Genomic DNA, 12,376 nt, shown 5'->3' with positions numbered 1-12,376 from the left:
GGGGGACAAAAAAATGCCGTTATGCTCTTTTGCTCTTCTCATTCAGGGCAGTCCGGCGGAGTGAAAGCCGGGTCATACTGGTTCCACATCCATTCCGCCACCGTCCTGAGTTCTGTTTCGGTGAGTTCGACGGACGGCATCAGCCCGAACCGGGAAATGGCCGGGGCGCGGAGCTTCGATTTGCCGGGTTCGGGGTTGGCTATGAAATCCATGATATGGCGGACGCCAGCCTCGCGGTCATCGAATGCTTTATGGTAGAAGTGCGCGAGCCCAATGATCGGCGGGGCTGTTGCCGGCGGGGGCGTCATGGTGTGGCAACTGCTGCAGTGTTGCAGGTAGAGCTCCTGGCCCTTCGATGGGGACTCTGATGAGTGCGCAGCTTCAGGCGAGGCAGCAATCAGTGCGCTTCCAAGAAGCAGTGTTGTCAATGGTTTCATCAGTCTGATCGTTTTGTATTTCAGGTTATAACGAAAGGCACAAAAAAACAGGCAATCTGTTTGCATCGACAGGATCAAAATGTCTGTCGATATGTACGTAAGGTAATAACGATTTTCGAAAAAAAGGGGGGATACTTTGTGTCTCCAGTTAACACAACGCAGAGCCCCCCGGCTTCCTGAAGGGAAGGAAGAAATCAGTTGATCAGGTGATCTTCACAAGCTTCGCCCTCTTCGAGTGCGTCGAGGATTTCATCAATCTTGTCCTCGCTGTCGATCTCGCCGTACCAGAAATTTTCGGGATAGACGACCACAACCGGGCCTTTTTCGCACAGGTTCAGGCAGGCCGTGGCCGAGACGGCTGTGTCGCTCATGCCGCGGTCGGCAAGCTCGCTCTCAAGGTAGGGGATGAGTCCGAGCGCCTCTTTCTTGTGGCAGATGCCCTGAGGAGCGCCCGCGGCGCGGAAGCTTGCGCAGACGAAGATGTGATGTTTCGGTTTGTCCATGATAGTGGTTTTTTCTGATTGTTGTGGTTGGGTTGTCCCATATTCAGCAGGGTTTTAACCCTGCGGATATTTGCTCTTACATTTTTTTCAGTTGCCCCGGTTTTTAAAACGGGGGCCAGATCAGTCGAATCGCTCAGATCTGACTGATCCGACTGATCTTTTTATTGTTAATCGCACCCGTTGCCGTCGCCGCTGCAGCTTGTTTTGCAGGCGTGGATCTGGCTGCTTTTCATCAGGTGCTTGAGATCCTGACCGGTGAAGACGCCGTACACCGCCTCTTCGATCACCCCTTCGAGCGACATCACATCGACGCCACTGGCTTTGAGCACCATTTGCGGGGCGTCGCCTGCGCTGTTGACCAGCACGGCGCGGCAGTCGGAGAGCTTCGCGGCGAGCGCTTCCCAGCGAGCCTTGCCGCCACCGGCGGGCGGGGCCGGGCGCGAATCGACCAGTGTGCAGCCTTTTTTGTCCTCGTTAAGCTCGTAGATCAAAAACCTGTCAGCTTCGCCGAGGTGCTGGTTGATGAGCACGCCTTCAAGGCTGGCAACGGCGATGTAGGGGCGGTGCTCGTCGGGATTTTTCGGCATGAGCGAGGCTTCGGCGAGCTTCTGCATCATCTCGTCGCTGTTGATTTCGCCGATGATTCCAGCCGCGTCAGCTCGGCAGCGGGCGCAGTGCTTCATCTGCGGCAGCAGTTTGCCAGCTTCGTCCTGAATCTCCCTGACCATCATCGGATCGGGTTCGGGAATGTTCTCGAAGACCGTCTCAGTGGTGTTGTAGTAGGGCAGGGCGTTCAGGATGTCCGCGCCCATCGAGGCGACCTGGCGGGCCACTTCGACCACGTGCTTGTCGTTGATGCCGGGGATGATGATCGAGTTCACCTTGGCCGTGACACCGAACCTCTTGAGCTTCTGCAGGGCGGCAAGCTGGTTTTCGAGCAGCAGTTCGGCAGCCTGACGGTCGCGGTACATGCGCTTCTGGTAGCGTACCCAGGCGTAGATCTCCTGGCCGATCTCCGGATCGATGGCGTTGATCGTGAGCGTTACGTGGCTCACCTTCAGCTCGGCAAGTTCTTCGATGTAGGGCAGCACGTCGAGGCCGTTGGTGGCGACGCAGAGCAGCATGTCGGGGTACTTTTCGCGCACCAGCCGCAGGGTCTCCATCGTCTCCTCCGGGTTAGCGAACGGGTCACCGGGGCCTGCGATGCCCACCACCGAGATGTTCGGCGAGAGCTTGATGGCGTTGTCGAGGTAGTAGAGCGCCTGCTTCGGCGAGAGCACCTTGCTCGACACGCCGGGGCGGTTCTCGTTCATGCAGTCGAACTTCCGGTTGCAGTAGTTGCACTGGATGTTGCATTTCGGCGCGACCGGCAGGTGGATTCTTCCGAAGGTGTGCCTCGCGGAGTCGTTGAAGCACGGGTGGTTCTGGATGTTGAGTGTCATGATCTATTGCTCCCTTCAGACTTTTCCGGCGTCTCCGTTTTCTGGATCGAGATGCCGGGTGATTACTTCATGCGTTTTCCTTTAGATGTACGTGTAGCCTACCGGTGACGAGTTCTGGCGATACTCGATGACGGTGTTGACGATGCGGTCGAACAGCTCCTGCGTGCCTTTGTAGCCGAGGTGGTGTAGGCGCTGGCCGCCGAAGCGATCGTGAATCGGGAAGCCGATCCTGATGAGCTGAAGCTCGTTCTTGCGCGACATCGTGAACCCTTTGCTGTTGCCGATGAGAAAGTCCGGCTTGAGCACCTTGGCCTCGTTTTCGATGTCCACGAAGTCAACGCCTTCGCGCACCTGGATTTCAAGCTCTTCAAGATCGGGAATCAGCTCCAGCATCCGCTTTTTCATCAGCCCGCTCTTGCCGCCCGAGGCGCAGAGCACTGGCACGACGCCGATTTCGCGCAGGAAGGCGGCCATCGAAATCACCAGATCCTCCTCGCCGTAGAGGATCGCCTTTCTGCCGAAGACGTACTTGTGTCCGTCGGCGTAGGCGTCAACCAGGCGGCGGCGCTCATCTTCATACTTTTCAGGCATCGGTTTCTCGGTCAGCTCTTCGAGCAGCGCGAAGAAGCGGTCGGTTGCCTTGATGCCGATCGGCAGGGGCATGCTGTGGCGTGGAACTCCGAAGGTCTCTTCGAGGTAGCCTGCCGCCGATTTTTTAGCTTCGAGCGTCGAGCCGAACTCGATGCTGGCTGCCGCGCTGCCGCTGTCGGCGATGGCGCTGGTCGGCGTGCCGCCGGGCGGAATGCGGTGGTATTCGCCCCACGGGCCGCCGTCGAGCGTCTGCGAGTAGTCCGGCAGCAGCATGAACGGCATTCCGAACTCCTTGAGAATCTCCTTCAGGTAGCGGATGTCCGCCGGCGAAATCATTCCCGAAAAGAGGTTGAGCATGTTCTTCTTCGCGCCGCCGGTGGCGAAGGTCTGCACGGCGGAGCGTACGGCGGTGTGGAAGCCGTCGATGTGGCTGCCGGTGTAGCTCGGCGTCGAGGCGAAGATCATGGTCGGCAGATCGGCCTCACCCATGATCGCCTTGTAGTCCTTCAGAATCATCGGCACGTCGTCGCCGATGGTCTCCGACAGGCAGGTCGTCGCGATGCCGATCACCTGCGGCTTGTACTGCTGGGTGACGTTTTTCAGCCCCAGCTTCAGGTTGTGGCTGCCGCCGAAGACCGCCGTCTCTTCGTTGAAGTTGGATGAGGCGATGTCGATCGGCTCCTTGTAGTGGCTGATGAGGTAGCGGCGGATGTAGGTGGCACACCCCTGCGAGCCGTGCAGGAACGGTACGCACTTTTCGATGCCGCGGAAGGCCAGGCACGCGCCGAGCGGAGTGCAGAGCTTGCATGCGTTCTGCGTGGCCGTTTTGGCCGTCATGGTCGAAGCGTTCGTGGTCATTTGACACCTCCTTTTCTCGGGGCGAACTGCCACACGGGGCTCATCACCGATTCGTAAACCTCCTTGGCGAAATAGTACATGCCGATGAATCCGGCGAGCGGAATCTTGCGCTCGTGGTTGTGGTCGCAGAAAGCGACGCCGAGCTTGAAGGCGATAGGGCGCTCCTTGACGCCGCCGATGAGCAGGTCAGCCTCTTTTTCAAGGATGAACTTGGAGAGCTCGACCGGGTTGGAGTCGTCAACGATGACGGTGCCCTCGTCGCACATCTCCTTGAGGTTTTTGTAGTCCTGCTTGTTGCCGGTCTGCGAACCGGCCAGCACCACCGACATGCCGACGGTGCGCAGGGCTTTGATGAGCGAGAAGGTCTTGAAGGCTCCGCCGACGTAGATCGCGGCTTTCTTCCCGGTCAGGGCAGCTTTGAACTTCTGCATCTCGGGGTAGTATTGCTTGATCTCGTCACGCACGATCTCCTTGGCCTTCTCCATAATGTCGGGCCTTTCGGGGAAGTGCTGGGCTACGTCGTAGAGTGATTTGGACATATCCTCGAAGCCGAAGTAGGAGACCCTGATGTAGGGAATGCCGTACTTCTCTTCCATCTCTTTGGCAAGGGTGGTCATCGAGCCGGAGCACTGCACCACGTTCAGCGAAGCGCCGTGCGAGCGGCGGATGTCGTCGATGCGGCCGTCGCCGGTCATGGTGGCGACCACCTGGATGCCCATTTTCTCGTAATATTCCCGGATGATCCAGGCTTCTCCGGCGAGGTTGAATTCGCCGAGAATGTTAATGCTGTATTTGCTGATGCCTTCGGTCGAACCCTGGCCGATCAGCTTCATGAGGGCGTTGCAGGCGGCTTTGTAGCCATCCTTCTTGGTGCCCTTGAATCCTTCGGAATGCACCGGAAGCACCGGGATTCCTTTCTCTTTGGCAACTTTCTTGCAGACCGCATCGATATCGTCTCCGATGAGGCCGATGATGCAGGTCGAGTAGATGAATGCCGCTTTGGGTTGGTATTGATCGATCAGTTCGATCAGAGATTTGTAGAGCTTCTTTTCGCCGCCGTAGATGACGTCCATCTCCTGGAGGTCGGATGAAAAGCTGAGCCTGTGCAGTTCGGGTCCCGACGAAACCGCTCCCCGGATGTCCCAGGTGTAGGCGGCGCAACCGATCGGGCCGTGTACGATGTGAATAGCGTCGGCTACCGGATAGAGCACGACACGTGAGCCGCAGAAGACGCAGGCCCGCTGGCTGACCGAGCCGGAGAGGCTGGTCTTTTCGCACGCGATGTCACCTTCCGGAGCACCCGCGGTCTTCTCGTAGACCTGTTTTTGCCTGCCCTCAAGCAGACTGATGTTCTGCGTATCCATTACTTCCTTTCCCTTCATTGTCATCCCCCTCCGTTTTGGCGAAGGGGAATGGTTGTGTTGTCAACTTGTCGATACGTTGTCGTCGAGAGCGGTTCGCGGACGAGCCGGACAGTGTTCTGGATTTCACCGTCCGGGCAAGCCTCTGGATCGCGAACCGGCTCCGACAGCGCATCACATAACCAACTCGAACTTCTCTTCCAGCGCCGTGCGATCCTGCTGATCCATGAGCACGCCGAGGATTTTCTCGACCAGCCTGAGCGAGCCGGCATACCCGATGTTCGGGAAGTAGCTGTGGCCGATGCGGTCGAGGATCGGGAAGCCGAAGCGCACGAACGGGATGTCTTCGTCACGTGCGATGTACTTGCCGTAGGTGTTGCCGATGAGCAGATCGACAGGCTCGTTCTTGATCCACTGGTGCATCAGGAACATGTCAGCCTGCGGGCCATTCTTGAAGTTCGCGCCCGGAGCTCTTTCAAGGATCTCCTTCATGCGTTTCTCGAACCGCAGACCCGGCGTGCCGCTGACGATGTGCTTCGGCACCATGCCGAGGTCGAGCAGGAACTCGGTGAGCGGCATGAGCTGGTCGGGGTCGCCGAACAGCGCGACTTTCTTGCCGTAGAAGTACTGCTCCATGTCGGCCATGACGTCCACCAGGCGGCCACGCTCGGCGGTGAGTTCTGCGGGAACCTCGACGCCGCCAGCCTTGCTGAGGGCCATGATGAAGCGGTCGGTGGCGGACAGGCCGATCGGCATGTCAACCGTCTCGAACGGAACCTTGCACTTCTTGTCGAGCGCGACGGCTGCTGGCTCGGCGGTGATGCAGCCCACGGCGATCGAGGACTTGCTGTCGCCAACAGTCTTCAGCTCGTCGATGGTGATGCCGCCTTTCGGGTAGAACTCGTGCTTGCCGGTCTGCGGTGCGTCGAGCACGTCGGAGGTGTCGGGGAAGAGCACGATCTTGACGCCGAGACGCGAGGCGAGCGATTTGATCTCCCTCATGTCGGAAGGCTCCATCCAGCCGGCGATGATGTTGACCTTGTCGTTCTTCTCTCCGGTGGAGACGGCGAACTGCTCGGTCATGCCGACGACCATGTTGGCGTAGCCGGTGACGTGCGAGCCGACGAAGCTCGGGGTGCTGGCGTAGATAACGTATTTGCCTTCAGGAATCTTGCCGTCGTCGCTGGCCTTCTTGGTGATCTGCTGCAAGTCGTCGCCGATGGTTTCGGACAGGCAGGTGGAGTGCACCGCGATCACCTCCGGATCATAGACCGAAAAGATGGTCTCGATAGCCGAAAGCAGGTTTGCCTGGCCGCCGAACACCGAAGCGCCCTCGGTGAACGAACTGGTTGCGGCCATGACGGGCTCTTTGTAGTGGCGGGTCAGGGTGCTGCGGTGGTAGGAGCAGCAGCCCTGCGAGCCGTGGCTGTGGGGCAGGCAGCCGTGTATGCCGAGCGCAGCGTACATGGCGCCGATCGGCTGGCAGGTCTTTGCCGGATTGATCGTCAGCCCCTCGCGCTCTTTGACCTCTTTGCTTGTGTGACGTAATAACATCAATAATCTCCTCGTTAATTTTTTTATGCGGGCGTCTCTGAAAACCTCTTGCGCATCTCAGGGACGCCCGTGCTTGTTCAGGCGACGTAGCTGGCTTCCAGCGATTCCGATTCAGCCTTCTCCCAGGGGGCCTTGATCATCTTCCAGACAGGGTTGTTGACCATGCGGTCGATATCCTTGTAGAAGTTGACTGCACCTTTGAAGCCGGTGTAAGGACCGCCGTAGTCGTAGCTGTGGAGCTGCTTGAGCGGTACACCCATCTTCTGGACGACGTACTTCTTTTTGATACCGGCGCAGAAGATATCGGGCTTGTAGATCTCGATGAGCTTTTCAGACTCGTAGTGGCTGACGTCATCGATCACCAGGCTCTTGTGGACCATCTGCTTCATCATGCCGGTGTAACCGTTCATTTCGAGGCCTTTGGCTTTCAGCTCCTCGATCTCTTCCGGGCTCTTGCGCGGGTTGTACAGCTCAGGATCGGCGGTGACCTTCAGCTCTTCGATGTTCTTGCTGTCGGCGTCGATCTTGATGTTCGGCAGCACTTCGCGACCTTCGTAGTCATCGCGGTGAGCGAACTCGTAACCGGCGGAGAGGGTCGTCATGCCAAGCTCGTTGAACAGATCCTGGTAGTGGTGAGCACGCGATCCACCGACGAACAGCATGGCGGTTTTGCCTTCGGTGCGCGGGCGAATCTCTTCGATGATCTCCTTGACGGCAGGCATCTCTTCGGCAATCACCTCTTCGACCTTCGCTTTCAGCTCTGCATCACCGAAGTACTCGGCGATCTTGCGCAGCGACTTGGCAGTGGACTCGACGCCGACGAAGTTGACCTTCATCCATGGAATACCGTACTTGGTTTCCATCATGTCGCCCATGTAGTTGATCGAGCGGTGGCACTGCACGATGTTGAGGTCGGCGGTGTGTGCGTTTTCCATGGCTCCGACCGTCGAGTTGCCGCTGAAAGAGGCAATCAGCGTGATGCCGCTCTTCTCAAGCAGTCGCTCGATTTCGAAGGCGTCGCCACCGATGTTGTACTCGCCGAGCAGGTTGATTTTGAACTTGCCGGGCTTGATTTCGTTGTTGTTGCCGACCATGTGCTTGAACACACCGTTGTTGGCGATGTGGTGACCAGCCGACTGGCTGACGCCGCGGTAGCCTTCGCAGCTGAAGCCGAAGACGTTGCAGTCGCCGAGCTTCTCTTTCATCTCTCTCGAAACGGCGTGCACGTCATCACCGATCAGGCCGACCGGGCAGGTCGAGAAGATCGCGATGGCCTTCGGGTGGAAGAGGTCATAAGCCTCCTGGATTGCAACCTTCAGTTTCTTTTCACCACCGAACACCACGTGCTCTTCCTGCATGTCGGTCGAGAAGCAGTAGGTGATGTAGTTTTCATGCTCCGGGGTCTCCGGTCTGGTCTGGTTGCGGCGGGTCAGCCATGCGTAGAAGCTGCAACCGATCGGGCCGTGCACGATGTTGACGATGTCACGCGTCGGTCCGAGAACCACACCCTTACAACCTGCGTAGGAGCAGCCGCGCTGCGTGATGATGCCCGGCACGGTGCGGACGTTGGCCTGTACCTCGGGAATGGTATCCGGGTCGTTGGCCACGATCGACTTCCTGCGCTTTTTGGCGACCTTGGCCGGGTATTTATTGATCAGCTCCTCGGTAATCGAGGCCGGATCTGGTAAGTTTACTTTCGCTGGCATTGTAGCGTTCTCCGTTTACACCTTTAGTAGTTATCTCAGTTCAGCTTCAGTTCAGAGCCACGTCGCCTTCTTCACCGGTTCTGACCCTGATGGTATCGAGAATCGGCGTGACGAAAATCTTGCCGTCTCCCGGTTTGCCGGTCTGGTTGGTCTTGATGATCGTATCGATAGCCGTCTGGGCAAGCTCATCGGGCACAACCACGGTCAGGATTCTTTTGGCAACAAGCCTCGGTGCGTTACCGAGCTGAGCGATTGCCTCCGGATGGCCGGCTTCGGCGCCCTGGAGGATGTCATAGTGAACCTGGCCTTTGCCGCGTCCCATAACCCGGCCGGTCGCCGTGAAGGCGGAGATGCCGGCATCGATGAGCGCTTGCTTGGTTTCGTTCACCTTGTTGATGCGAATAACTGAAATGATCTCTTTCATCAGGCCTCCTTCGCTTCAAGCTCGCCTTCTTTGATGCCGGAGCTGATCGTGTAGACCTCTTCGACAGCAGAGACGAAGATTTTACCGTCACCGAACTTACCCTCGCCAGTCTTGGCGTTGTCCATAATGGCACGGATGACGAAATCCTTGTCGGCATCAGGCACGACGAGGAAGAGCATCTCTTTCGGCAGTTCGTCATAGACCACATCGCCGACGCGCAGACCGCGCTGTTTACCCCGGCCAACAACCGAGACTTTGGTGACTGCCGGGTATCCGGCGTCGAGCAGGCCCTGCATAACGTCCTGTACTTTTTCCGGCCTGACGATGGTTCTGATCATTAACATGTGTGTGTTCTCCTTCTTGTTAAAGGCTATAATTTCAAGAGATTACTGGTTCTTTTGACTGCTTTGGCCGATTAGTTGGCGATGCCAAACTCGATGAGCAGCGATTCGAGTTCGTCGATTTCGAGCGGCTTGGGAATGACGAACATCTTGTTCTCGTCGATCTTGCGAGCCAGAGCGCGGTACTCATCGGCCTGCGGGTGAGTCGGATCGTAGTCGATCACGGTCTTTCTGTTGATTTCGGCGCGCTGCACGAAGTTGTCGCGGGGCACGAAGTGGATCATCTGGGTGCCGATCCTGCGGGCGAGCTCCTCGATCATCTCGCGCTCGTTGTCAACCTTACGGCTGTTGCAGATCAGGCCGCCAAGGCGCACACCGCCGGCATCGGCGTATTTGAGGATACCTTTGCAGATGTTGTTGGCAGCGTACATGGCCATCATTTCACCAGAGCAGACGATGTAGATCTCTTCGGCTTTACCGTCGCGGATCGGCATGGCGAAACCGCCGCACACAACGTCACCAAGCACATCGTAGAACACATAGTCGAGGTTCCATTCGTCATCGTAAGCACCGAGCTGTTCGAGCAGGTTGACCGAGGTGATGATGCCGCGGCCAGCGCAACCGACGCCAGGCTCAGGACCACCGGATTCGGTGCAACGGCTGCCTTTGTAGCCCTCTTTGATGATATCTTCGAGTTCGACTTCTTCGCCCTCCTCGCGCAGGGTGTCGAGCACAGTTTTCTGCTGAAGGCCACCGAGCAGGAGACGGGTAGAGTCAGCCTTCGGGTCGCAACCTACGACCATCACTTTTTTGCCTGCTTCTGCGAGACCGGCCACCGTGTTCTGAGTGGTGGTGGATTTACCGATACCGCCCTTGCCATAAATCGCGACTTTTCTCATGGTAGTACTCAATTTTATTGGTTTGGAGTCATTTTGACTGAAAATATTCAGGATTTAATTTTCTGTTTCCTGAATAATTAAAGAATATGCTGCAATTGGTGTGCCAAAGTGTGGTTGCTGGGGGTGTTTTTCTTGAAATATTTCTTGAAAAACTTTTAAGTCATTGATTGGAAATGATTTAAAAGTTTTCGGCGGACTGGTTCGATCCAGTTTCACGCGCCTCTTTTTTTTATGAAGTGGCTGAAATGGGATGAATGCAAAGCTACATGCCTGTAGTAAAGCCGGTTTTCCTACCATTCGGTAGAATTGTGGGGGTTATGTTTCTACAGGTTTGTCGGAAGAGCAGCATTCAGCGGTATCAACGGCTACCAGCTATGGACAAGACGGGAAATTTTCAGGATAAGTACGAGGGCGGGGAGAGGAGAAAAGAGCTTTCGATGCTTGTTTACAGGGGATTTTCCGGAATTGACGGTCTTCCTGGCAGGCCGTCGGACTTGCCGGAAAAAGCACCATGTATTCAATTTCAGATCGTGAATGCATCAATTACTATGTTCACTCGTCATTCCCGCTTGCGCGGGAATGACGGATAGAGCAGCGACGATGTTCAAGCTCCGTGTGCGTTAGCGGACTGGATAAGGGAGGCTCGCAATAATGATAGACAGAATTGATAAACTCCGATAGGCTTCGTAGTGTTTGGCAGAAAGGTGATTTTGGGGGTTGGTAAGAAAATTACAAAAATGTAGAAAAGTGCATTTTTGTGGTTTTTTGTCCGGTTCTGAGCCGGAACCGTTGTTTCCGCGCGGGTGTTGACTATAGATATACCCGAAGCGCTTCACTGAAAATCTTTTTGTGTGGACTTAGCAGGAGGGACTTGCCATGAAAACTTTTCTTCATCGTCGCCCAACGCTTGGCAGTGAGCATAAGCATCTGTCAGCAGGTCAAAGCCCAGAACTGACAGCAGTGCCCGGCAGGCCACTGGCATTTCCAGCTGTTTCGTCAGGCGCGGCGGCAATCGGTGCGCTTGCCATTGGGGCACTCAGCATCGGGGCTTTAGCGATTGGCGCGTTGGCCATCGGACGGCTTGTTATCAAGCGGTTGTTTGTAGGGAAGTCGAAAATCGATTCGCTTGAAATTGGTGAGTTGAAGGTCGGAAAGCTGAAGGTTGTGGAGAGTGCGGGAAGTGGGGTGGTGTCGAAAGAGGCTGATGGCGAGTAAGGCAAATTATGGCTATCGATGGTTTCATTTCCTATGGCTAACGCGGCATTCAGTGGATTGTCCGTAGAAATACTTTGTTAAACCAGTTGCTGAACTTTGTTCCAATGGACACAATTTTCTGGGAGGGTTGCACCATGAACTCCAATAAGGTAATCAAGTAGCGATTTAACCCGATCTCGTGCTTCGTTATCATTTCTGATTCGTATTAATGCATTATATGGTTTCTCGTCTTTGACCTCTTCGCCAAATAAAGCCGTTTCAAAGCAGGTTTTACAAGCAACCAGATTAACTCTTCCGTCTGTATCCAGTAGTTCAGCGATAGTGTTGTTCATGCCCCATGCGGGATTCTTCTTTCCTTTAGAGGTCAACTCTTCATCTGTGTCGTGAAGTATAAAAAACGATTTTGAAAACTGCTTTAACACTTTGGCTACAGAGGGAATTATTCCCTTCCCTCTGGCTCTTATGATTTGCACGTCACTATATTGATCAGGGTACATCTCTTTTAGCATTGAAAAAGCTGTGAATTCTGTATCGCCTTCAACTATTACTTGGCGACCCCCAAAGAAAAACTCATGAACATATGGATCACATATATTCATCAACTTCAAATTTTTCTTGTCATCTTTATCTAACTTTGCTCTTTCAGGTCTATATAGAGTAGTGCTTTTTACTTCACTATCACCGTCTCTGAAAACTCTAACAATGGTTGTGTTATCTTTGGATAGGTCTATAAAGATTGGAGAGTGAGATGTTATCATTACTTGCCAATTTCCACTAGTGGGTAGGTCATATAACACCGCTCTTGCTTCGCGAATGGCGGATGGATGCAAGCAAATCTCTGGTTCATCCAGCAGCAACACGTGAGGGCGAGAGCCTTTCTTATCTTGTGACTCTGAAAGATATTTCAACGTGGCCCATAAGAGAGTTCTTCTCGCTCCACTGCCTTGATGTTCAATAGATGAAAAATAACCGTCCTCTGGACCCATTAATAAGTCTGCATTACTCTTAAACGGCTGGTATGCGCTTTCTAGTTCAGCATCAGGCT

The 12,376-nt window shown here is 55.3% G+C and carries 13 protein-coding genes; 1 reads left to right on the top strand and 12 read right to left on the bottom strand.

Going from position 1 to position 12,376, the window contains the following annotated elements:
• Positions 1-38: 38 nt before the first annotated feature.
• The 11 genes from CPAR_RS08250 to CPAR_RS11080 all read right to left on the bottom strand — a co-directional run bounded on the left by CPAR_RS08250 (position 39) and on the right by CPAR_RS11080 (position 10,332).
• Complete coding sequence (locus CPAR_RS08250; protein ID WP_012502857.1) at positions 39-437, bottom strand: c-type cytochrome; 399 nt, start codon at positions 435-437, stop codon at positions 39-41.
• Between the two features lie 194 nt (positions 438-631).
• Positions 632-940, bottom strand: a complete 309-nt coding sequence (locus tag CPAR_RS08245) for a (2Fe-2S) ferredoxin domain-containing protein (protein WP_012502856.1) — start codon at positions 938-940, stop codon at positions 632-634.
• 167 nt (positions 941-1,107) lie between these two features.
• On the bottom strand, positions 1,108-2,382 hold the full coding sequence (nifB, locus tag CPAR_RS08240; protein ID WP_012502855.1) for a nitrogenase cofactor biosynthesis protein NifB: 1,275 nt from the start codon (positions 2,380-2,382) through the stop codon (positions 1,108-1,110).
• A gap of 81 nt (positions 2,383-2,463) precedes the next feature.
• Positions 2,464-3,831, bottom strand: a complete 1,368-nt coding sequence (locus CPAR_RS08235) for a nitrogenase component 1 (RefSeq protein WP_012502854.1) — start codon at positions 3,829-3,831, stop codon at positions 2,464-2,466.
• The gene (gene nifE, locus CPAR_RS08230) at positions 3,828-5,213 is read right to left on the bottom strand and encodes a nitrogenase iron-molybdenum cofactor biosynthesis protein NifE (RefSeq protein WP_012502853.1); all 1,386 of its coding nucleotides are present in this window, start codon (positions 5,211-5,213) and stop codon (positions 3,828-3,830) included. Before nifE ends, CPAR_RS08235 begins: the two co-directional genes overlap by 4 nt.
• Positions 5,214-5,366: 153 nt before the next feature.
• Positions 5,367-6,746, bottom strand: coding sequence for a nitrogenase molybdenum-iron protein subunit beta (gene nifK / locus CPAR_RS08225; RefSeq protein ID WP_012502852.1), 1,380 nt, complete (start codon positions 6,744-6,746; stop codon positions 5,367-5,369).
• Between the two features lie 77 nt (positions 6,747-6,823).
• Entirely contained in the window at positions 6,824-8,452 is a 1,629-nt protein-coding gene (gene nifD / locus CPAR_RS08220; protein ID WP_012502851.1) for a nitrogenase molybdenum-iron protein alpha chain, read from the bottom strand.
• A 46-nt stretch (positions 8,453-8,498) separates the two neighbouring features.
• Positions 8,499-8,876, bottom strand: a complete 378-nt coding sequence (locus CPAR_RS08215; protein WP_012502850.1) for a P-II family nitrogen regulator — start codon at positions 8,874-8,876, stop codon at positions 8,499-8,501.
• Positions 8,876-9,220, bottom strand: coding sequence for a P-II family nitrogen regulator (locus CPAR_RS08210; RefSeq protein ID WP_012502849.1), 345 nt, complete (start codon positions 9,218-9,220; stop codon positions 8,876-8,878). Before CPAR_RS08210 ends, CPAR_RS08215 begins: the two co-directional genes overlap by 1 nt.
• Before the next feature lie 71 nt (positions 9,221-9,291).
• Positions 9,292-10,116, bottom strand: a complete 825-nt coding sequence (gene nifH, locus CPAR_RS08205; protein ID WP_012502848.1) for a nitrogenase iron protein — start codon at positions 10,114-10,116, stop codon at positions 9,292-9,294.
• 54 nt (positions 10,117-10,170) lie between these two features.
• On the bottom strand, positions 10,171-10,332 hold the full coding sequence (locus CPAR_RS11080; protein ID WP_198002616.1) for a hypothetical protein: 162 nt from the start codon (positions 10,330-10,332) through the stop codon (positions 10,171-10,173).
• A 660-nt stretch (positions 10,333-10,992) separates the two neighbouring features.
• Between CPAR_RS11080 and CPAR_RS08195 the strand changes: the two genes are divergently transcribed.
• Positions 10,993-11,331 (top strand): hypothetical protein, encoded by a 339-nt coding sequence (locus CPAR_RS08195; protein ID WP_012502847.1) that lies wholly within the window; start codon positions 10,993-10,995, stop codon positions 11,329-11,331.
• A 77-nt stretch (positions 11,332-11,408) separates the two neighbouring features.
• On the opposite strand, the gene CPAR_RS11205 is transcribed toward CPAR_RS08195, so the two are convergent.
• Positions 11,409-12,317, bottom strand: coding sequence for an ATP-dependent nuclease (locus tag CPAR_RS11205; RefSeq protein ID WP_198002615.1), 909 nt, complete (start codon positions 12,315-12,317; stop codon positions 11,409-11,411).
• Between the last annotated feature and the right edge of the window lie 59 nt (positions 12,318-12,376).

Origin of the sequence: Chlorobaculum parvum NCIB 8327 (genome assembly GCF_000020505.1) — a bacterium.
GTDB lineage: Bacteria > Bacteroidota > Chlorobiia > Chlorobiales > Chlorobiaceae > Chlorobaculum > Chlorobaculum parvum_A.
Note: the sequence above shows the minus strand (reverse complement) of the source record. Positions and strands in the feature narration are given on the sequence as shown.